Annotated in this window: 18 protein-coding genes; 15 read left to right on the top strand and 3 right to left on the bottom strand. The window is 27.3% G+C overall.

What is annotated here, in order from left to right; all coding sequences use genetic code 11:
- Positions 1-126 precede the first annotated feature (126 nt).
- From Q0H31_RS00985 to Q0H31_RS00975, 3 genes are read left to right on the top strand one after another with little or no spacing between them, the layout of a single operon-like run.
- Positions 127-1491, top strand: a complete 1365-nt coding sequence (locus tag Q0H31_RS00985; protein ID WP_295295103.1) for an alpha-amylase family glycosyl hydrolase — start codon at positions 127-129, stop codon at positions 1489-1491.
- Between the two features lie 6 nt (positions 1492-1497).
- The gene (locus Q0H31_RS00980; RefSeq protein WP_295295101.1) at positions 1498-3897 is read left to right on the top strand and encodes a HAMP domain-containing sensor histidine kinase; all 2400 of its coding nucleotides are present in this window, start codon (positions 1498-1500) and stop codon (positions 3895-3897) included.
- A 35-nt stretch (positions 3898-3932) separates the two neighbouring features.
- On the top strand, positions 3933-4736 hold the full coding sequence (locus Q0H31_RS00975) for a hypothetical protein (RefSeq protein ID WP_295295099.1): 804 nt from the start codon (positions 3933-3935) through the stop codon (positions 4734-4736).
- Positions 4737-4754: 18 nt separating this feature from the next.
- Here the strand turns inward: Q0H31_RS00975 and mtaB are convergent, their stop codons facing one another.
- Positions 4755-6002: a tRNA (N(6)-L-threonylcarbamoyladenosine(37)-C(2))-methylthiotransferase MtaB gene (gene mtaB / locus Q0H31_RS00970; RefSeq protein ID WP_295295097.1), complete on the bottom strand. Its 1248-nt coding sequence runs from the start codon at positions 6000-6002 to the stop codon at positions 4755-4757.
- Between the two features lie 181 nt (positions 6003-6183).
- On the opposite strand from mtaB, the gene ftsZ reads away from it, so the two are divergent.
- Genes ftsZ through Q0H31_RS00950 form a run of 4 tightly spaced genes read left to right on the top strand, consistent with a single transcriptional unit; the run spans position 6184 to position 11325 of the window.
- Positions 6184-7968: a cell division protein FtsZ gene (gene ftsZ / locus Q0H31_RS00965; protein WP_295295095.1), complete on the top strand. Its 1785-nt coding sequence runs from the start codon at positions 6184-6186 to the stop codon at positions 7966-7968.
- Positions 7969-7982: 14 nt separating this feature from the next.
- On the top strand, positions 7983-9881 hold the full coding sequence (locus Q0H31_RS00960) for a hypothetical protein (protein ID WP_295295094.1): 1899 nt from the start codon (positions 7983-7985) through the stop codon (positions 9879-9881).
- A gap of 6 nt (positions 9882-9887) precedes the next feature.
- A complete protein-coding gene (coaE, locus tag Q0H31_RS00955; protein WP_295295092.1) occupies positions 9888-10505 on the top strand; it encodes a dephospho-CoA kinase in 618 nt (205 codons plus the stop codon).
- Complete coding sequence (locus tag Q0H31_RS00950; protein ID WP_295295090.1) at positions 10456-11325, top strand: SPOR domain-containing protein; 870 nt, start codon at positions 10456-10458, stop codon at positions 11323-11325. The genes coaE and Q0H31_RS00950 overlap by 50 nt, the downstream gene beginning before the upstream one ends.
- Positions 11326-11396: 71 nt before the next feature.
- Here the strand turns inward: Q0H31_RS00950 and Q0H31_RS00945 are convergent, their stop codons facing one another.
- Positions 11397-12284, bottom strand: a complete 888-nt coding sequence (locus tag Q0H31_RS00945; RefSeq protein ID WP_295295088.1) for a radical SAM protein — start codon at positions 12282-12284, stop codon at positions 11397-11399.
- 144 nt (positions 12285-12428) lie between these two features.
- Between Q0H31_RS00945 and Q0H31_RS00940 the strand changes: the two genes are divergently transcribed.
- The 8 genes from Q0H31_RS00940 to rsmA all read left to right on the top strand — a co-directional run bounded on the left by Q0H31_RS00940 (position 12429) and on the right by rsmA (position 21673).
- Positions 12429-14582, top strand: a complete 2154-nt coding sequence (locus tag Q0H31_RS00940; RefSeq protein ID WP_295295087.1) for an ATP-grasp domain-containing protein — start codon at positions 12429-12431, stop codon at positions 14580-14582.
- Between the two features lie 10 nt (positions 14583-14592).
- On the top strand, positions 14593-15618 hold the full coding sequence (locus Q0H31_RS00935; protein WP_295295085.1) for a hypothetical protein: 1026 nt from the start codon (positions 14593-14595) through the stop codon (positions 15616-15618).
- Positions 15619-15620: 2 nt separating this feature from the next.
- Positions 15621-16982 (top strand): tetratricopeptide repeat protein, encoded by a 1362-nt coding sequence (locus tag Q0H31_RS00930; protein WP_295295083.1) that lies wholly within the window; start codon positions 15621-15623, stop codon positions 16980-16982.
- Positions 16983-17084: 102 nt separating this feature from the next.
- Entirely contained in the window at positions 17085-18257 is a 1173-nt protein-coding gene (locus Q0H31_RS00925; protein WP_295295081.1) for a DUF3298 domain-containing protein, read from the top strand.
- A gap of 98 nt (positions 18258-18355) precedes the next feature.
- On the top strand, positions 18356-18664 hold the full coding sequence (locus Q0H31_RS00920; RefSeq protein WP_013243495.1) for a hypothetical protein: 309 nt from the start codon (positions 18356-18358) through the stop codon (positions 18662-18664).
- Between the two features lie 12 nt (positions 18665-18676).
- A complete protein-coding gene (locus tag Q0H31_RS00915) occupies positions 18677-19114 on the top strand; it encodes a tetratricopeptide repeat protein (RefSeq protein ID WP_295295080.1) in 438 nt (145 codons plus the stop codon).
- A complete protein-coding gene (locus Q0H31_RS00910) occupies positions 19114-20832 on the top strand; it encodes a hypothetical protein (protein ID WP_295295078.1) in 1719 nt (572 codons plus the stop codon). Before Q0H31_RS00915 ends, Q0H31_RS00910 begins: the two co-directional genes overlap by 1 nt.
- Positions 20822-21673, top strand: a complete 852-nt coding sequence (gene rsmA, locus Q0H31_RS00905; protein ID WP_295295077.1) for a 16S rRNA (adenine(1518)-N(6)/adenine(1519)-N(6))-dimethyltransferase RsmA — start codon at positions 20822-20824, stop codon at positions 21671-21673. The genes Q0H31_RS00910 and rsmA overlap by 11 nt, the downstream gene beginning before the upstream one ends.
- On the opposite strand, the gene Q0H31_RS00900 is transcribed toward rsmA, so the two are convergent.
- Positions 21670-22194 carry a hypothetical protein gene (locus Q0H31_RS00900; RefSeq protein WP_295295075.1) on the bottom strand — a complete coding sequence of 175 codons (525 nt, stop codon included), beginning with the start codon at positions 22192-22194 and terminating at the stop codon, positions 21670-21672. The genes rsmA and Q0H31_RS00900 overlap by 4 nt on opposite strands.
- Positions 22195-22235 lie beyond the last annotated feature (41 nt).

Below are 22235 nucleotides of genomic sequence, written 5' to 3'. Positions count from 1 at the left end.
AGTTAATTAAATTATAAGGAATACCTGCTTTTTTTAAACTAAAAAACGTGCAATATGTATGGCTCCTAAACATAAATGATAATAATTATTAGTTGTATTTTTGTATTAATTTTATATAATATATACATGAAGACTTGTATTTACAATCTATTTCCTCCTCTTTTGGGGCACATCTCTAACTGGTATAGTCATATTGATAGAATTAAAAACATGGGCTTTGAATGGATTTATATAAATCCTATTACTTATCCGGGTTTTAGCGGAAGTTTATACGCTGCGAAAGATTATTACAAATATAATGAGAATTTCTTTTCAAGTGCTGAGGCTGATATTGCTGAAAAAGAATTAAAAGATTTTTTGAAGTATTGCAAAAAAAACAATATAAAGGTGATGATAGATTTAGTTATCAATCATTCTTCAAAGGATAGTGTTTTAGTTGATGAGCATTTGGATTGGTATTTGTTAGATGATGAAGGCAAATTAAAATCTCCGGGTGCTTGGGACAATGGAGTGTGGATTGAATGGGGAGATTTGGCAAGTTTCAATAATGAAAAACCTGAAGAAGAAGAAAAAGAAAATCCTATTTGGGAGTATTGGAAAGAGTTAATAGTTCATAATTTGAGTTTAGGTTTTGACGGTTTTAGATGCGATGCTGCATACAAGGTTAGCAAAGATTTATGGATATATCTTATTAACGTTGCTAAGGCTAATAAGAAAGACGTAGTATTTTTTGCTGAGAGTTTGGGCTGTTCTATGGAAGATACATTATCTTTAATTGAAGTTGGTTTTGATTATGTGGCAAGCAGTGCAAAGTGGTGGGATTATGAGTCTGAGTGGTTTATAGAGCAGTATGATTTGGCAAGAGAGAAGTCTAAACAAATAGCTTTCCCTAGTAATCATGATACTTTAAGACTTATTAATGAATATAATGGTAATATATGGGAAGTGATGCAGAGATTTTTGTTTACTGCCATGGTTTGCGATATGTGGATGATAACTTTAGGTGATGAATACGGTTTTTATAATAGATGCGATGTGGTTAAAGGAAATGAGTTTGAAAAAATTAACTATGATTTAAGTGAGTTTATAAAAAATATTAGTGATTATATAAAAAGTAATGATATACTTGCTAATTGCGGTAAAATAGTTTCTATTGATTTGCAGGAGAAAAAGCTGATAGAGGAGCTTAAAAAGAAATTAGAAAATTCACAAGAAGAAAATAATATAAATAATGACAATGAAGAAGAAGAGAAAAAAAATCCTCTAAAGCGTTTTTATAAATATAGCCTAGATGAAAAAGATGTTGTTTTAATAGTAATTAACACAAGTGAAGATAAAGAAACTTTAGAAATAGATAAATATAATATAATAGAAGATATATCATTTAATAATAGAGTAAATAATTTTGAAAGTGGAGTAGTGGAGTTTTTACCATATCAGTTAAAGATATTTAAGGTGGTAAAGACTATTAGTTATAATTTAGAAGGTTAATTTTTTATGTCAGAACATAAATCTATAGAAACTTTTTTTAGAGACTTATCTATGGGGCTTCTTTATATGGAAAACACCTATGAGATAGATAGAGTTGTAGATTTTTTTTTAGAGCAAGTTTGTAATTTTTATGGATTTGATTGCGGAGAGATTTATTTTTCTAAAGGGGATTATGTAATACTTAGGGGAGTATACGGCATTGACAGGTATTATGTTTGTAAAGTTGATTTCCCTATAGCAAAAAATAGAATAGAAGAGGTTTTATATAAGCAAAAGAGATATGTCGGCAATAATATGAATATTAGTGAGTTTGAAGTTTTTAATGATTATTCTTCACTAATGGTTTTGCCTATTTATTTGCATAATAATCCTTTAGGTTTAATTGCTTTTAGAAATAAAGAGGATAAAAGAGAGTATTATAAAACTATATTAGAAGATTTACTTAATATAATAGGTCATTTTGCAGTATATGCCAATAATGTTTTACAGAATGTTACATATAAAGAGAAAGATAAACAATTAAAATTACTTAGAGAGCTTTATATAAAATTAAGCGATATAGACAAATTTGATTCTAATCTAAAAGGCATTTCAGAAGATATAGCAAATATATTCAGTTCACGCAAAGCATTTATGATGTTTAGCTATGATAATAATACTAGATTTGAAACTATATCTAAATATGGTTTTGATGATAATTTTGATTGTACTATTTTTGAGAAAGAAAATCATATATCTAATTGTATAAAAGACGGTAAATGTTTTATTAATAATATAGCAAAGACAGAATGTGCAGAAAGGTTTGTAGGTATTATTAATAGGTCTGTGTTGTTTAATAGGGTTATGATTAGAGAGGGTTTTGATGTTTATATTGTAGTAATAGATAGAATTCCAGATGCTGTTAATCCATTAGGTGATTTTGACAATGAAGATGCCGGATTATTAAAGCCTCTTTTATTAAACATTTCAAGTAGGGTATCAGAATATTTTAACATAGTAGAATTGAGTAAGGCTAATGAAAAAAATATGCGTCATATGGCACGTTTAAATACGTTATATGATATGAGTAATATTTTAGTAGAGCGTTCAAAGACAGAGGATATATTATTTTTATTATTAACTATTACAACAATAGGAGATGTTTTTGCTTTTAATAGGGCATTTGCTTTTCTTTATGATGAGGGCTTTAATGTATTTAGGGGTCGTATGTGTATAGCTCCTAAAGACGGAGAAGAGGCTGCTTATATATGGAATGATATGAAAAATATTGATAAGTATGCTTTAAGAGAGAAGATAATGCTTTCTTTTAATATGAATAGTATTAAAGCTTCTTGGGATTTAAACCAGCAATTTATTAATACGGTTATACCTAATAATGAAAATTGTGAGTTGTTTTTTGAGGTTTTTAATACTCATGATACTATTAATATTACAAATATAGATGAAGATTATAGAGTTGAACAATTAAGGCAGTATACAGATTTATTTGGTAATTATCCTTTTGCCATTATACCAATAATGAATGCCAGTAAATGTATAGGTATGATATTAGTTGATAATCCTTTTAATAATAAGCCTATACCTAATGATGACTTAGATTATTTAAAGATGTTTGGCAGGCAGGCTGCGGTTGCTTTAGGGTATTCATCGCTTTATAATGAGCTTGAAAAGAATAATAATGCTTTAAAGACGGCACAAAAGACTTTACTTGATATGAAGAGTTTAGCTATTATAGGGGAGATGAGCTCTTCTATGGCACATAATCTAAGGAATTTTATTGTGCCTATTGCTGGGTTTGCTAATAGGCTTGTGAGGGTGAGTAATGATGAAAATATCAAGAAATATGCTCAGATTATAGCCGATGAAGTTGAGAATTTAGAAAATTATATTAGAAAGAACCTATCATTTGCAAAAAGTATTAATTTAGAAGCAGAAAAAATACAAATAGAAGATATTATTAAATACATTACTATTATATCCAAAGAGTACATAAAAAAAAGCAATAAAGATATTAAATTTTATGCTTTTAATTTTAGTAAAAAAGATATTGTATATTGGGATTATGATAGAATGAATGAGGTTATATTTAATTTAGTTGTTAATGCAATAGATGCTATATCAAATGAACAATATGCTATAATAAGCGTTTTATTCAGTGATAATTTATATAATGATTCGATGATAGATATAATAGTAGAAAATACTAATTCTTATATTACAGATGAAGTTATGGAAAATATTTTTAAGCCGTTTTTTACAACAAAGAGTCATGGGGTTGGTATTGGCTTAGCTATATCAAAGAGAATAGTAGAGGCACATGGCGGCAGTATGAACATAAAAAGTATTAATACACCATTTGATACTACTTCTTTTATCATTACAGTTCCTGATGTTTTAAATAATTAAGAAATATATTCCGATAATAATATCGGAGTTAGTTTATGGCAAAAATAAGTGAAGTAGCTAAAGCTGAATGTGTTAGAAGACAAAATAAATATAAAGATTTACTTTCTGTTGTAGAATCTAAATTAAATAAATTAGAAAAAGAGATATCTTCTATAGATGATGAATTATTAGCAGCATATAAAAAGATAGATTTAGCGGTTTTATATATCAATGCTTCATCATTAATAGCAACTTCTTGTTATGTGGCAATAGATTCTATAGATGTAAGGTCAGAAAATCAGCTTAATGATGGAAGAAGATATATTAACAAGGCTATTATTTTACTTGAAGAGGCTTTGGGTAATCATTCTGATGATTCTCTTTCATTAAATGATAATATACATGAATATTTGAAAGATAAACTTAATGATGAATGGAGATATAAATTTATTTGTTCATTTGGATATGTTATAGACTTTTTCAAATATTGTTATGGCGAAACTTCTAAATGGCTCCAAAATTTTTATGAAATAGAATGGCGTTTTGCTTTAATATCAAAAAACATAATAGATTTTAAAAACTACATAAAAGAGTTAAGTCCGGATGTAGAAGGATATATTTATAGAGTTAAACTTATGAGATTATGTAAATCTTTGTTATCAGCAGCAGCCGAACAGCACAGAACAAAGTATGAATTAAAAGAAAGAAGATTAGATGATATGAAAATAGCTCTTAATTTAATGGCAGCTTTAAGAAGAATAAATATATATCTTAATGAAACTGAAGAGGCAGAATCACAGAAAAAGATTTATGACCTTTGGAAAAAGAAAATGGACGACGACATCAAAAAAATGTCTTGATAAGTTTTTTATATTATTTTACTCTGCTATTATAATATCATCTTCATATTTTAAAGATTTTACTGTTATCAGCTCTTTTTTATTTAAGACTTTATTGCTTTTGAACTTTACTTTTAAATATTCGCCGCTTGTGCCTATATAATAATTATTATCTAAAATCTCTTCAACAATAACATCTAATTTTTTGCCCAAAGCATTATTATAATAATTATCTTTCATTTTGTTGTTTAATTCGTTTAAAAGTTTTGCTCTTTTTAATTTTCTTCTGTATCCTATTTTATTTGGCATTTTTGATGATGGAGTATTTTCTCTGTCTGAATATCTAAATACATGCATTTTTATAAACTTTGACTCTTCGCATAAATTGTATGTATCGTTAAAATCATCATTTTCTTCTTCTGGGAATCCCACCATTACATCTGTGCTTATTGCCATATCATTATTAACTTTATAAAGTTTTTCTATAGAGTTTAAATATTCCTCCCTTGTATATCTTCTGTTCATTAATTTTAATATTTTATTGCTTCCAGATTGTAATGGAATATGTGCATGAGGACATAATACATCTTTATTTTTAAATAGGTTTATAAGTTCATCATCAAAATAAATTGGCTCAACAGATGAAAGTCTTATTCTAATGCCGTATTTAGAAGAATGCTCTAATATGTTTTTTAGTATATCAGAAAATTTTATCTCGTTGTTAAAGTTGTAAGAGCCTAAATTAAGTCCTGTCAATACTATTTCTTTATAATTATAATCATTAGCAATTTTTATAGCCTCATATATTTTATTCGGCTCAAGGCTTTTATGTTTGCCTCTTACTCTTGAAACTATACAATAGCTGCAAAACACTTCACATCCATCTTGTATTTTTAAATATGCTCTGCTTTGCTCCTGAGGGAAAAATATTGGAGATTTTATTTCTTTGTTTATGTCTTTTTGTATATTATTAAATATAATTTGTGCTGCTTCTTCTTTATGGTCATTATTAATTGTTATTATATTTTTGTTTTCTGTGCTGAAACCTTTTTTTGAAACATAACAGCCTATTAAAAAAATTTTTTTTTGATTTATATCTTCCAACTTTTCTAAGTAGGATACTAATTTTTTATCGCTGTCATTTGTTACGGTGCATGTATTAATTGCTATAGCATCTGCTTCTTTTAGGGTTGTGATATTTGCTCCCATGTTTTTTAATTCGTAGGCTATCTTTTCGCTTTCGTATTGATTTAGTCTGCATCCGAATGTGTGTATATGTATATTCATTTATTTCTCTCTTTATTAATATTAAAACTATATTTATTTGTTTATAAACAATAACAAATGATATAATAACATATTTTTTTATTTTTACTACTTGCAGAAAATTTTAATTATGTTAATATAATTATGTTTAGTAAAATGCCGATAATATCTTTATATTAAATTATATTCAGCGGAGTATATAATGGATAGTAAGTATCGTATAGAATTAGATGAAAATTCCAAAGGGAGCATGGCAATGAATTTTTATGATTATCTCTCATTAGACACAGTAATAGAAGTTACAGTAATAAAAGTTATAGGTGTCGGTAACGGCGGATGTAACGCCATAAACAGAATGATAGCTGAAGGCTTAGAAAACGTTGATTTTATAGCTATGAATACTGATGCTCAGGCACTATCTCGTTCTAATGCTCCTACTAGAATAGTTTTAGGCGATAGAGTTACACAAGGTTTGGGTGCTGGTACAGACCCAGAGAAGGGTGCTGAGGCTGCAAGAGAAGATGTTGCTAAAATAGAAGAGATTGTAAGCGGTGCTAATTTGGTATTTATTGCAAGCAGTTTTGGAGGCGGTACTGGTACAGGTGCTAGTCCTGTTGTTGCAGAGGCTGCTAAAAAGGCTGGTGCTTTAACTATTGGTGTTGTAACTAAACCTTTTGAGTATGAAGGAAGACTTAAAATGGAGCGTGCCGAGGCTGGCATAGAAAAAATGCTTACAGTAGTAGATTCGCTTATCATTATACCTAATGAAAACCTTTATGATATGGTTGATATGGATAATTATAAATATGAAGAGGCTTTGGCAGTTGTTGATGATATACTTCGTCAGGGTGTTCAGGGTATTTCTGATATTATTACTCAGGTTGGTTTTATAAATGTGGATTTTGCTGATGTTAAAACTATGATTTCTCTTTCTAATGGAAGAGCTCATTTGGGTATTGGTGTTGGTAAAGGTGATGACAGACTTCACAAAGCTATTACTAATGCTTTTGAAAATCCTCTTTTGGATGTTGCTAGTATTAAAAATGCTAGAGGAATACTTGCTAATATAGTTTGTCCTAAAGACTTTGGAATGAAAGAGTATAGAGATGCAAGCAAAATTATCAATAACTATGCTAATGAAAATGCTAATATAAAAATTGGTGTTTGTACTAAAGAAGAGATTAAAGATGAGATTATTGTTACAATAGTTGCTACTGGTTTTGATAATAATGCTAATAATAATGATGATAAAAAAATAGAAGATAGAGAAGCCAATACTATAAAAGATGATAAACAAAACGATGTTTCTAATAATGAAGTTAAAAATAATAATATAGAAAATAATTCTAATAATACTAAAGAAACTCAAAAAAGTAATTTTGTTGTAGATGAAATTAATGTAAATAAAGCTAATGTAAATGAGACTAATATAGATAATTTAATCAGTAATGAAGAGAAAAAAGATGAAACTGTTATAGAAAATCGTATAGAAAATAAAATAATAGAAGAAAAAACAGAAAATCATAATGATATTTCAAATAATAAATATGTTATCAATTTTAAAAACAAAATAGAAGAGATGAAAAAACCTGTAATAACTAAAAGCGGTTTTAGCAGATTAAATCTTGAAAATGAATTACAGTCAAATAATTTAGATATTAATTTATCTAATGATAGTATATTAATTAGTGATAATGTTGTTGAAGAGTATGAAGAAGAATTAGAAAATAGTAAAATAAATAATAATATAGAAAAGAAAGAGAGTAAAGAATATAAAGCAGCAGCAGAACTTTATAGTGTTTTAGAAGAAGAAACTAATACAGAAAGAAAAACAGTAGCTCCTTTTGAGATTATACCTGAAGATGAGATGCAAAAGCATAATAATTTGGGGGCTAAACTGCCATTTGCTGATGAGAGCGTGGATACTGATTATGAAAAACCGGCATTTCTTAGAAGACAATTGCAGGTGAGAAATATTAATAGATAAAAAGGGTTGCGGCATTGAATATATATAAAATTTTTTGTTTATTTGTTTTAACAGTATGCAGTGCTTTGGCACAGAGTTATAATGATGCTTTAAATCTCTATAATAATAGAAATTATGAAGCATCAATCTCTGTGCTGAATTCACTAAATATCAAACCAAGTAATATAAACGAATATCTCTTACTTATAGATAATTATATAAAACTTCAAAATTACACTATGGCACAAACTCTTATAGATGATGCTTATAGATATCATTCTAAAGATTATAGAGTTTTGGAAAGAAAATTAACTATAGAACTTATAAATAATAAGAATAATGAGGCAAGAGCTACAATTAATCAAATTAAAGCTTTAGATAGTAAAAATTATCTTGCTAACTACGCTGAAGGATTATTAAGCGAGAGAGTGGGTTATTATAAAACTGCTATGAGTTTATATGAAAGGGCTATGATAATAGACAAGACTCGAAGTGAGGCACCTTTGGCACTTGCATATTTGAAGCTTGCAAATGGTGATAAAAATACTGCTTTAGATTTGTTTAATCTCAATATAAAAAATAATCCTAAAATGGCTGAATCTTATTATAATTTGGCTAATTATTATTATATAACAGGAAATTATAATGCTTCTTTAAATGAAATTAAAAACGCTTTTTATTATTATACCAATTATAATGATGCTAAAATATTACAGGCAAATGTTTATATGGCTTTAGATAGATATAATGATGCTATAGCTATATTGGAATATTTACCAGAGTCAAGTTTTAAAGATGATACTAAAAATTATTATATAGGCAATGTTTATGAGAAAGCTAATAATTTCCCTAATGCTAAAAATGCTTATATAAATTACTTAAGATTGAAACCAGAAGATGAGCTTGGAAGATTGGCGTATGAGAGAGTTTTATTAAACACTAATCCTACGGCTGATTATGAAAGAGACAGAGCTGCTTTGTATTATGCTAATAAGGCTTCTTACTATACAAGACTTGCTGACAGAATTCGCTCTCAAGCGTATTTAAAACATATGTTAAAATTAAATCCCGCTAATACTTATGCAAGACTTATGCTTTCAGATGTTTATAAGAGAATGGGCTTAGAAGAGAAAGCTTTGGAAGAATTAGAGATTGCTAAAAATGTTAATCCTACTAATAAATCTATTGTTTATAAATATGACAGCTATAAAAGACAATTGGATAAAAATATAATTTCAAGAACTTGGGGAATAGACAATCAATATAATATAGATAAGCCGGGTTTTACAGTTGCTATAGCTGATACTATTAATATACAAAAAGACAGCCCAATGTTTTTAAATACTGCATTATATCAAACATTATCCTATGTGCTTCCTCAATATGCTAGATTTAATGTTGTAGATATTTATAACACTTATTATTCTGATAGAGATTTATATCAAAAATTAAAAAGCATAAATGCAGATTACTATTTAAGAGGCTCTACATTTAGCGGATATGATAATATTACTTTAATGCTTGATTTAGTAGATGTTAATACAGAGAGAGTTGTTACTAATTTTACAATCACTACAAGAGGCAGAGATAAAATGATGACAGCTGCTGTTATGGCTGGAAATGTTATCAATAATACAGTGCCTTTCTATTCTAAAATAATTAAAATACATAATGACAATATATATATTAATGCCGGCAAACTTCAAGGCTTAAGCAATAATATGAATATGATAATATATAATACAACTAAAGCACAGTTGAATATGACTAATGAAGAAAGCATTGGCATGGCTAAAGTAATAACAGTTGATGAGAATGTATCTTTAATTAAACTTGTAGATAACAGGGCTTTAAGCAAAATTAACTTAAATCAAATAACAGTTCCTTATGTTACTAATACAGTAAATACAAATATTGCTGCTGTTAATCAATAATTGTTTATGAGAAATATTATAGGGATATATGGTCTTATCTGTTCTGGTAAGAGTTCTTTTTCTAAGCTTCTTGCAAAAGAGCTTAATGCTTTTTATATAGATGCGGATAAGCTTGGTCATGAGGCTTTAGAAAATAAAAAAGATATTATTGTAAAAGAGTTTTCTGAGTATGTATTAGATTCAAATAATAATATAGACAGAAAAAAACTTGGCAGTATTGTATTTTCTAATAAAAAAAGACTTAAAAAACTTCAAGATATTACTTATTCTTATATAGAAAAAAAGATAGAAGATTTAGTAAACTCCACTGATAAAGATGTTGTTATAGAAGCAGCTTTAATTATGAGAAGTAATATTTATAAAGTTTGTAATAGTTTAGTTTTTGTTAATGCCAAAACTTCTAGTATTTTAAAAAGAATGCAAAAAACAAGAAATATCTCAGAACATAATGCAAGAAAGATATTAAAAATGCAAAGAGATGTAAAAAATAAGAAGCTCTATGCCGATATTATTATCAACAATATGAGAGATTATAATCATTTAGTAATTATATCTCGAAAATTAGGAAGGCATTATGGAAATGAATCAAAAAGAAAACATGGAAGAAAGAGATTATTCTACTAAATTGAATAATAAGCAAACAAATAATAGAAGAACATTATATATAGTTAATTTTACACCTATAAGACTATTGGTATTTTCTGTAAGTGCCGCTAGTTTAGTATTGTTTATATTTGTTATAGGTTTTCATTTAGGTTCTTCTAAGGCTGCTTATGCTTCAAATAATAGTGCTGATGTTTCAAGCGATATACTTATGAGAGAAAATACTCAGGCTATTAATAATTTAGATACTGTTGATACTTTGGCTATGAGTGATAATTTAAATAGTCAAGAAAATAGTATAGAAGAGTCTAATATTGTTGATTCAAATATAGATAATATTGAACCTTTAAATAATAATGCTTTATCAAGCAGCGGCAGCATTATTAGAGAAGGTGTATCTTCAGAAGACAGATATAATGAATATACTAAAAATTTAGCTTCAGAACTTGATGCTATTAATGCAAACATTAAAGGAGAAGAAACTCCAAATTCAACATATACACCTCCTCAGCAAATGATAGCTAGTGTAAAACCTATAGAGAAAAAAGAAGTAACTACTACTGTACCATATACTAAATCATCTTCTCAAGATTCTATTTATTTCATACAAGTGGCAGTTGGTTTCGATAAAGATAATACTTATTCTGCAAGAGATACATTAAAAACTAAATATCCAAAAACCTTTGTTAAAGAAGAAGTAGGTTCAGACGGCAAAACTATGTATAAACTAAAAATAGGTAGATATGAAACAAGAGAAGATGCTCAGAAGGTTTTAGCTGAAATTAAAAAGAACCCTGTTTATAAAGATAGTTATATTTATTCCGATAAGAAAGTAAGTTAATATTTAAAGATATCCTAAAAGTTATTGTTAGTCCCCTTTTGAAGTTAATGCTTTGAAAGGGGATTAATTTTTTAAAATAGAAGCATTTCTTCTTGCTCTATATTAATTTTTTCTTTATGAAGTTCTTCTCTCGTTTTGTATGATATATTATATTTTTCTTCTAATGCTTTTATTTTTTTGTACATCTTTTCTTTATATTCATCTTTAAGAATACCATTGCTTCCATAAATATATAAATATTTTTTGTAATGATTTGGAAAGTTCTCTCTAACAAAGTTTAAAAATATCTTTCTGCATTCTCCGCAAAGTTTTAATGCATCAGCAGCACAGTAATCTATATCGCATTCTTTTGCTGTTTTAAAAATATTTTCTAATTCATCTTCTGTGATAAAAGGCATTACAGGCATTGTATGAATTGCAACAGTTGCTTTTGTTTTTTTGAACTCTTTTAATATTTCTAATCTTTTTAATGGGCTTATTACATTAGGCTCTATAAGTGATGAGAGTTTTTCATTTAATGTTGTTATAGTAACTGCTATTCTAACTGGAACTATATTTGAAAGCTCATCTATCAAATCAAAATCTCTTAATATTAAATCGCTTTTTGTAGATATGCACATTGGTGTTTTATATCTTATAAGAAGTTTTAATATATCTCTCATAAGTTTATAATCTTTTTCGTATTCTTGATAATTATCTGTAACGCTTCCTAAGTTAATAATATCTCTTTTCCAATTTCTTGATGATAACTCTTTTTCTAACATTTCTGCAATATTTTTCTTTACAAATATCTCGCCAAAAAAATCTCTTGAGTTAATATATTTATGAGAATATACAGCAAAGCAATAGTAGCACTTATGAATGCAGCCTCTGTATATATTTAAATCATAACAGAAACCGTATTTATTATTTATTTTATTTAATGCTGATTTACAGTTAATTTCTCTATATTTAAGCATAAATACCCTTATATTTATACAGTATATTAATATATATTATATATTTTTGCAAGCTATTTTTAATAAAATTCTTTAGTAAGTTTAATATATTTCGATATAGTTAATGGATTATTTTAAATTATATAGTAAAGGCAATTTTTAATTATGAAAGGTAAAAGAATTATCATAATAGGAGCTGGTCTATTACAGGTACCAGCGATACAAATAGCCAAAGACATGGGACTATATACAATAGTTTTAGATTATAATAAAGATGCTCCGGGAATGAAGATAGCAGATTATCCTATAATAGCATCTACAAGAGATGTTGATGGAAGTGTTAGAGTTGCGAGAGCTTTAAGCAAAGAGATGGAGATACATGGGGTTATTACGGTCGGAACAGATGCTTCGAGTACGGTTGCTGCTGTTGCTAATGCTTTGGGGCTTCCGGGAAATAGATTTGAAGATGCTTATGCTGCTTCAAACAAGATAAGAATGCGTGAGAGATTTAAGAAAAATAATGTACCTCAGCCTGATTTTTTTCCTGTGTGGAATTATGATGAGGCTCTAGAAGCTTATAGAAATTTGACTAAGCCTGTTGTAATAAAGCCTGCCGACAATATGGGGGCTCGCGGTGTAATGAAGGTATCTGATGAAAAAGATGTGCTTAATGCTTTTAATAGGGCTAAGAGTGCTTCGCCTTCGGGAGAGGTTATAATAGAAGAGTTTATGGAAGGGCCTGAGCTTTCTATAGACATGCTTATTTATAATGATGAAATATATGTTACAGGTGTTGCTGACAGAATAATAGAGTATCCTCCATTTTTTATAGAGACTGGGCATATACTTCCTTCTGCTTTGGAACAAGAAAAGATAGATGATGCTATTAATGTAATGAAGGCTGGTATAAAGGCTTTGAATTTAAAAATTGGTGCTGCTAAGGGAGACATAAAAGTAACAAAAAACGGTGCTATGGTAGGGGAGATTGCTGCGAGACTTTCCGGCGGGTTTATGAGTGCTTATACTTATCCTTTTGCCACTGGTGTAAACCTAATTAAAAATGCAATAGAGATAGCTTTAGGTAATCCTCCAAGTGATTTAAAGCCTAAATGGGATAGGGTTTCTGTAGAAAAAGCTTTTTTACCCGGTACAGGAATTATTGAATCTATAGAAGGTTTAGAAAATGCTAAAAATATAGATGGTGTAAAAGAGATATTTATTAAAACAAAGGTGGGAGATATATTAGTTTCTCCTACAAGCAATCTTGATAAGGCTGGTAATGTTATAGCTGTGTCAGATACTAGAGATAAAGCTATTGAAATTGCTAACAAGGCTATAAATGCTGTTCATTTTAAGCTAACCGATGAAAAATCTCTCACAATAGAAGAAATTAAAAAAGTATCCAAAGAAAAATTATCTTCAAAACATAATGTTGATTATTTATTCGATGAAAATAAAGATACGGGTTTGGAAAATTATTCTTTTTCTCCAAGTATAATACATAATGATGATAAAGATGTTAGCTTGCAAACTAATATATTTAATATGCATCTATCTCAGCCTATTATAATAGACACAATTCATAATCTTCCAGAAGCTTTAGATGGTATAATGGATATAAAAGAATATTATAACATCACTATGGATATAGCTTCAAACTCTGAGATACTTGCTATACTTAATGATTTTAATAATGATGAAATATTTAATTTAGCTATCCAATCTATCAAAGAACATAAGAGAGGAATTGTTATGATTAGCGGTAATAACTCTCAAGATGTTGTAATGAGAAAGCTAAAAGAGGCACAAAAAAACGGGGCTTGTGCTGTTGGAATAGATTTATCTTATTATTATAACAGCAGTGAAAATAATATACACTTAAAAACTCATAAAGAAATAAATTATATTCAAAAACATTTGGATATCCCTCTAATAATAAAAGGTATCTCTAATGAAAAAGATATAATGAATAATAACTTAAATAATGTATATTTTTCTAATAATAATAAGTATTCATTAAAAGGTATGAAAAAAGTTTCCGATACTGTTAGTAGCATAGCTTTAAACTTGCAAAAGAGTAAAATGCAAATTAATATACTTGCAGAATCGCCTAAATATGGAGGCGAATTGTTTAAGTATTATGCTTTAGGTGCTAATGCTGTTTGCGTAACGGAAGAGAGTTTTATTTCTATTGTAAGTAAAGGCAGGAAAGGTCTTGAATATATGATTTATTCTACTAAAGAAGAATTAGAAAGAATGATGAAAATATTCGGATTCAATAAATTAAAATATGATAATACCGTATGGTGCAAAAATTAGGTAGTTATTTATGGAAGTAAAAGAAATTAGCTTATCAAAATCATACCTCTATGGTTTTTTTGCTGCTATGATAAGCACTTTAATATATAGTGCTATAGCAATCCCTGTTTATATATTGCTTATATCTTCAAACCCTAATAATTTTTTGGTTTATTTGCTTTATACTTTAGATATTTGGGTTTGGATATGGATATCTATGTCTATATTATATGCTTTTGTTGTAGTATTTATATTTTCTGCAAAAGAACATGAGGTCAATTTAAGAAAAAGCATAGGAAATATTTTGTTTTTTGTTGTAACTTCTATAGTGATGCTTCTCTCTTTAAGCTATATACCGGAAATACAAAAAATATTATACAGACAAGAATATACTTTCTATAGTACAATATTATCTTTATGCTTATTTTTCATGGCTATATTTTTATCTTATAACATAAGAAATATTATACTTTTTATGTACAATTTAATATTATTTAATTTGGGATATGAAGATAGTAATTCTTCTAATAGTTCAATTAATGAAGCAGAAAAAACTAATACTTTGGAATATGAAATATTTAATAATACATTAAAAACAGTTATTTCTTTTTCACAAAGACATAATTATGCTATAGGTATAATGGCATTTAATATTTCTAATGCTAATGATATAATAGAACAGTATGATAGATTTGGTTATTACAAGATAAGAAAAGATTTGGTTGCTTTTATTAAAAGAGAAGCGAGGGCTGGTGAGAGCCAATGTTTGATAGATGATGACATTATATATATAATAGTATATGCTAATGAAGAAGAGGCTTTGAAGATTACAAAGAGATATTTAAAGATGCTTCAAAACTATAATTTTAGCTATAATGGTGATAATATAGATGTGAAAGTGTCTATGGCTGTTAGCGGATTTGATTTTGCTGATAATAAGGCTAATAAAATATCAATTTTTACAGTTAAAGATAATTTGACTGATAAAATAAAAGAAGCTTTAAGGGAATCTAAAGAAACAGAAAGCCCTGTTATAGTTTATCAAAAAGGAATATAATAGTGGAATTGTCAATTATACTTATAATGATGTTGATAGTTGCATTGGGTGTAGCGACTAATTTTATTGTAAAAAGCGGTTCTTATCCTGCTAAATTAAAACGTATTACTCAGTTTTATGAAGATGGTAATATGGAACTTGCAATGAAAGAAATTAATGAGCTTGACCCGAAATTTAAAAAAGACCCAATTATATTATGGTATAGTGCTAATTTATATTATAAACAAAATCAGTATATATTGGCTATGGCTTCATTGCAGTCTATGTTGGACGGGGCTTATTTTACTAAAGATATCACTGAACTAAAAGTACGTGAGTTTTTAGCTAATATTTATGAAGAGACTGGAAATGCTAAAAAGGCTTTAGATGAATATGATTATATAATAAAAATAAAAAATCAGGATTATGATTCTTTATATAAAGCGGGACTTATATCTTATCAAAGCGGTGAGTGGATATTAGCACAAAAATATTTATCATTGGCTGCTACACGTAATGACAGTAATCCTGAATTATTATACATGCTTGCTTATTCTTATTATAAAATGCGTACCTATCATGCAGCACAGCAGAATATTGAAAAGGCTATAGCTTTGGATTCTTCTAATTATAATTATCATTTGCTTTACGGAAGAATATTGTCTGCTTCAAGAGATTTCCAAAATGCTGTAAAAGAATTAGAAATATCTTATGACAGCAGTTTTATAGATAATAAAGATAGTATATCATTAGATTTAGCAAACTCTTATTATGAACTTGGAGATTATGACAAGGCTAATAAATATTATAGAGAAGTGCTTACTAAAGATAATATTGCAAATGAAAAAGTGGTGGATGAAAGATATAGATATGCTGAGACTTTAGTTAAACAGAAACATTTTGAAGAGGCTGTTAAGCAATGGGAGATAATAAAATCTATAAGAAATATATACTTAGATGTTGATCAAAAATTAAAAACTTACAGTTCTATTATAGCCAATAATGCATTTAGAACGGCATTAGAAATGGATGTTATTGATTATTTAGAAAAACATTTCTATAGAATATTAACTTTAAATGGATATATTGTAACTGACCATACTAAAAAGTCTGATAGTTTGGTTTTCTTTGTAACTATTAAAAAATTTGGTTCTGAAGGTCAGTCATATAAAAGCACTTTTGCTTTAGATACTTCCGGATATCCTATGAGACAAAACACGGTAGATGAGTTTATGGATTATGCAAGAGCGTATAAGAGTGCTCACTCATTCCTAATTAGTATAGGAGATTTCGCACCTAATTTGAAAGTTGATGATACTGTTATGATTATAGAGCCTGAGAGATTTGAAGCTATTATTGAAGGCGTTATATCATTCAGCGATTAATTATTTTTTGTAAAACTCTATATTGCGAAAAAAATAAAAACTCTCACTTGCAAAAAAAGAAAAATATATTATTCTTTTTTTTAAAAAATGTTTGGAGTTTTTATGATTAAGAAACTATTATTATTAGTTTTATTTTTATTTGTTGCTTGCAATAATAAAGATAATTTAGATAAAAATCAAGAAGATACTGAAAATATAGAAAATAATTATATAGATACTAATCAAAACGCTTTACCTGAAACAACAACAACTGTTAAAAGTGATGGTGATTATAATGAATGGTTTTCGCCTTATACTTTTATGAAAAATGATAATGGCTCTATGGCTCAATTAGCTTTAAATGACATGGTATTGCCGGAATATAATATAGCTCAATTTAGATTTACTTATATAGATGAAAATTTAATAAAGACTTTTTTTTATTCTAATGCTACTATTGATAATGATGGAGCTGATATGTATGCTCAGTCTGATACTGGTTATACATTAAGAGGCGATTACTATAATAAAAACTTTACTATTACAACAAAAATAGAAGAGGTAGATATTAGTGCTTTAGATTTTGTTTCTGCTGTATCATACAATTATTTATACACAAACTCATCTGAAAACGATTCTCTTGGAAATGGTTCTACTTTCTTTTATAAAGATTCTATATTTGTGCTTATTCCAAGCGATACAAATAATTTAGAAGTTTATGATAAAATAACTTTGGATATTAATAATAATATTGATGATATTGTACGCGATGAAACATTATGGTTAAAAAATGAAACACTTCCTTTATTTGAAAAGGCTATGAGTGATTTTTATAATGATTGGTATACAAACTCGGATTTTAATTATGAGTATATAGCTGGTAAAGATATATTATATTTTAATGATACAACAATATCTATAAATAGCTATTCTTCTATCTATATGGGAGGAGCTCATGGCGTTTATAATAATACATCTTTAGTTTATTCTCTTAAAGACGGAGAAAAAATCTCAATTACAAATTTAATAAAAGATTTTAAAGATGAAAAATTGCGTATAAGTATGAAATCTAAGCTTCTTTCTATAAGCGACAGAACAGAAGAAGATTATTTAGTTCCTTTAGATGAAATAACTTTAGAAGATACTAGTTTTTATGTATATAAAGACGGCATTCACTTTGTATGGCCTATTTATACTATTACAGCATATGTTCAAGGTGAAACAGAAATAGTTTACTCTTTTGACGAAATAAGACCTTTTGTAAAAGAAGAGTATCTATATATATTAGAGGAATAATAGTTTTGTATGTAGTATAGTTTATGAACTTGACTTTTAATAGTAAATTTGCTATACTGTATTCATAAAACAATATAATTAATTTATGGTAAGTATTTATGACTGAAGAACAAAATGAACAATCTCCAGAATGTGGAGGTATTTATTGTGCTAATTGCAGATATTGTGTTTTATTTAGAAAAGCTAGTGGAATAGACGGTTCACAGTATTTGCTAAGAGTAAAATGTACTCAGGAACAATGGCGTAAAAAACTTGGTGAAGAAAAAATGTACAAGTATTTTACAGTTGCAAGAAGAACTGTAGAGAAGTGTGATGATTATAAGGATATGGGCGATTTAAGAAGTTTCCTAAAAATCCTACGCAAAAGTTTGCCAGTACGCGATGAAGTCTATTCTATAAAAAAATAGTGGATTTTGTTGGTGAAAAAAACTTATTATTTATTGCTTATTTTTGCTTTATTTACAATCTCTTGTGCTTCAACTATAAAGGTAGATGCTGAAGAAAGATATCCTAAAATCATAGCAGAAAAGGCTTATACTGAATTTAATAATAAAAGATATAAAACTGCTATAGCATATTATCAGTATATCATAGATAATTTTGATAGAAATAATTTTGCTAAAGATGTTTCTTGGGCTTACTATGAAATTGGTTTCTGTTATTATTATCAAAATAAGTATGAAAAGGCTATAGATTACTTTAATATTGTCATCAATGACTTTGCTGTTTTGCCTCCTAAGGTATTAGCACAGAAAGTTATGCAAGATATTTATACTAAAAAGCCTAAATTAAAACCTATTGAAACATTAGAAGAAGTAATAATTGATGAAGATGTTGAGCAAATAGTGGAAGAATAATGAAAAAAATTGGCATAGTTCTAAGATTGATACTAAGCTTTTCTATTATTAGTATTATTTCAATATTTTTTATATTCTTACTATATAATATATATACTAGAGGTGAAGGCAAAGTATATGATTTAATAGTATATCTTCTCTCATCACTTCTTATATACAAAAACTTTATTCCTTTTATAATAGCTTTAAGTGTGTATTGGGCATTTTTTAGAGGTTATTATTTGCCTGGATTATCAATATCGAGAATTATTGCTGTACCTATTGCTTTGGTAGTTGTATTAACTGCATTTTTTACTTTTTATGATTATTTTTTGGCAGACAAATTAATATATGAATTAAAAGATTATAATGTTAATAGAGATTATATATTTTTTAATAAATATAAACTATCTTTAAAGGAAGCTGAATATCAAAGAGCAAAACAGGAATTCGATGCGGGTAATTTAGAAACTGCTGAGAACTTCGCTAGAAATGCTTTAATATATGATAGAAATGATGGAAATATTTTATTATTATTAAAGGATATTGAAAACAAAAAAAATGAGTTAGAAGAGATTCAAAATACTGATAGGGTTACTTATGTAAATAATTTGCTGTCTCAAGGTTCTAGGGCTTTTAGTCTTTCAAATTACACACTTGCCAATAGATATTATAATGATGTGCTTAAAATTGATAGGTATAATCCTTTAGCTATTTATTATCTTAATAAGATTAGCATTATACAAAATAATAAACCGCTATATATTGGAAAAAATTTCTATGAATCATTGGCATATGGCAGGCTTGCAGATACTATAGAACTATACAGAAATGGAAATTTTTGGAGAGCATATAATAGTATATCTAATTTATATATTAATTATCCGGATATTAATGAAATTAAAACCTATTATTCTTTGATAGTTGATAGTATTAATAGATATGATTTCTTTATAGATAGAGCAAGAGAGGTTAGAAGATTCTTTATTGATGATTATTATTCTATAACAAATACAACTATGTTAGAAAATAATGGTATTACTTTAATGTTAAATAATAATACTACTATGCTTTCTGCTCTTTATAGTATTTTTTTTGGCGAGTCATTATATTTGTATGATATATCCATAATTAATTTAGATAAAGATTTAAAAATTACAAATCAAGTAATATACAAATATGGAAAAATAACAGATTCGTTTAATAACCCAGATACAAAAAATGTTATTTTAAAAGCTAAATTTAATGATAAAAATGAAACTTATGATAATAATAATACAAATGAATATATTATTCCTATTAACATATCCGACAGCACAATAAGAAATATTAAAGATTACCCTTATAGAGTTTTGGGTGATACGGGAATAAAAGATATTATAAGTTTAAAATCAGAACTTCCTTTATTTGGATATTCTAATGAAAGAACCACCAATGTTTTATTTAAGAAAATTTTATTACCATTTTATTATTTGATTTTATTTATAGCGATAGCATATTTGTCGTTTAGATATAACATTTATACTAAAAATACTTCTGGTTTTACGGCTAATGTTATAGGTATTATTGGAACTATATTGCTTGTTTTACTTTATAATGTAGTTATTAATTATATATCTACACATATATTAACTATTTTAGGTTTTAATGTGAGTATCATAATAATGTTAGTTTTTGCAGTGATAATGATATTAGCTTTACTGCTTCAGATGTCAAGAATAAATAAATATGTTAAATAATGTGTATTCAAAATCAGAAATTACTGAATATTTAAAGAGTAAGTCTATATTTCCAAACAAAAATAGAGGGCAAAATTTTTTATGCGATAGAAACATTGCTTATAATATAGCAAATACTGTGCCTAATGATATTTCGAGGGGGAGTTATGCTATAGAAATAGGAGGAGGCTTAGGTTCTTTAAGCAGAGTTCTTGTTGATATATATAAAAATAATCTCACTATAGTTGAATATGATAATGCTTTGTATAATCATTTGAAAGAGAGTTATAAAGATATAAATATTATTCATAATGATATACTAAAAGTTGATATTAATGATATAGATAAAAATAAAAACTTTGATGTATACGGCAATATTCCATACAATATAGCAAGTCCTATAATAGAGTGGCTTTTTTGTGATTGTTATAATAGATGGAATTATGCTGTTTTTATGGTTCAAAGCGATTTTGCAAATAGATTAATTGCGAAAGAGGGCAGTGAAGATTATTCTGCTTTAACATTGTTTGCAAGTTTTATGTCTGATATTAAATTAGAGTATAATGTATCAAAAGAAGTGTTTTATCCAATTCCAAAAGTTACATCATCTATCATAAGCATTAAGCCTAAAAAAGTTGATTTGAGCATGCTTAATATTTTTAAATCTGTTTCAAAGACCTTGTTTCACAACAGAAGAAAAACTATAAAAAACAATTTTCTAAAATCTCCATACATTGATATTGATAAAGATAAAATAGATGAAATATTAGAAAAAGCAAATATTGATAAAGAGATTAGAGGAGAATCTTTAAGCATAGAAAAGGTAAAAGAACTTTCTCTAATAATAAAAGATTATATTTAATTATTGGTTCTTTCTTTTATTGAGTTTATTATACCGTTTATAGTTTTATCATCTTTTTTACTATTAGCATTATATATAGCAGTTATTTGAAGTATGTTGTTGCCATTTATCATTATAAAGCTTCTTTGATATGTTTTGTTTGGTCCATAATAATAGCTAATCAGCATATCATAGGCATTAGTTTGTTCTTTATAAAATCCTTCTTTTTCTACTTTTACTTCTTTTAATACTTTGTTATTTGCAACACCGTTTATGATGCCTTCTTTTGATGCTAAAATATCTATTGGGTAATTAGATTTTGTGTATGAAACGTTATATATAGAAGTTTTTGTTTCTATGCCGTAGGAATCTATTATTTTAAAGTTTGGATTATATTCTATCATATCGTTGATATAATTTTGCTCGAAGTTTTCTGGTATATCTACTGTTACATCATCAAAGATTACGGTTATATTTTCTATTTTTTTACAAGAGGATAGAATTATAGTAATAAGTAATATATATAATAATTTTTTATTCATAATGATTTATTATATATTAATAATATTTTTAAAGCAAAAAA

It is taken from the genome of uncultured Brachyspira sp., from assembly GCF_934747485.1.
Lineage (GTDB): Bacteria > Spirochaetota > Brachyspiria > Brachyspirales > Brachyspiraceae > Brachyspira.
The sequence above is the reverse complement of the archived record's forward strand: the minus strand, read 5'-3'. Positions and strand labels throughout refer to the sequence as shown.

What these genes read in the sequence shown, in the direction of transcription:
- Q0H31_RS00985 (WP_295295103.1), top strand. Translation starts at nt 127, where the DNA reads ATGAAGACTTGTATTTACAATCTATTTCCTCCTCTTTTGGGGCACATC.
- Q0H31_RS00980 (WP_295295101.1), top strand. Translation starts at nt 1,498, where the DNA reads ATGTCAGAACATAAATCTATAGAAACTTTTTTTAGAGACTTATCTATG.
- Q0H31_RS00975 (WP_295295099.1), top strand. Translation starts at nt 3,933, where the DNA reads ATGGCAAAAATAAGTGAAGTAGCTAAAGCTGAATGTGTTAGAAGACAA.
- mtaB (WP_295295097.1), bottom strand. Translation starts at nt 6,002, where the DNA reads ATGAATATACATATACACACATTCGGATGCAGACTAAATCAATACGAA.
- ftsZ (WP_295295095.1), top strand. Translation starts at nt 6,184, where the DNA reads ATGGATAGTAAGTATCGTATAGAATTAGATGAAAATTCCAAAGGGAGC.
- coaE (WP_295295092.1), top strand. Translation starts at nt 9,888, where the DNA reads ATGAGAAATATTATAGGGATATATGGTCTTATCTGTTCTGGTAAGAGT.
- Q0H31_RS00950 (WP_295295090.1), top strand. Translation starts at nt 10,456, where the DNA reads ATGGAAATGAATCAAAAAGAAAACATGGAAGAAAGAGATTATTCTACT.
- Q0H31_RS00945 (WP_295295088.1), bottom strand. Translation starts at nt 12,284, where the DNA reads ATGCTTAAATATAGAGAAATTAACTGTAAATCAGCATTAAATAAAATA.
- Q0H31_RS00940 (WP_295295087.1), top strand. Translation starts at nt 12,429, where the DNA reads ATGAAAGGTAAAAGAATTATCATAATAGGAGCTGGTCTATTACAGGTA.
- Q0H31_RS00935 (WP_295295085.1), top strand. Translation starts at nt 14,593, where the DNA reads ATGGAAGTAAAAGAAATTAGCTTATCAAAATCATACCTCTATGGTTTT.
- Q0H31_RS00925 (WP_295295081.1), top strand. Translation starts at nt 17,085, where the DNA reads ATGATTAAGAAACTATTATTATTAGTTTTATTTTTATTTGTTGCTTGC.
- Q0H31_RS00920 (WP_013243495.1), top strand. Translation starts at nt 18,356, where the DNA reads ATGACTGAAGAACAAAATGAACAATCTCCAGAATGTGGAGGTATTTAT.
- Q0H31_RS00910 (WP_295295078.1), top strand. Translation starts at nt 19,114, where the DNA reads ATGAAAAAAATTGGCATAGTTCTAAGATTGATACTAAGCTTTTCTATT.
- rsmA (WP_295295077.1), top strand. Translation starts at nt 20,822, where the DNA reads ATGTTAAATAATGTGTATTCAAAATCAGAAATTACTGAATATTTAAAG.
- Q0H31_RS00900 (WP_295295075.1), bottom strand. Translation starts at nt 22,194, where the DNA reads ATGAATAAAAAATTATTATATATATTACTTATTACTATAATTCTATCC.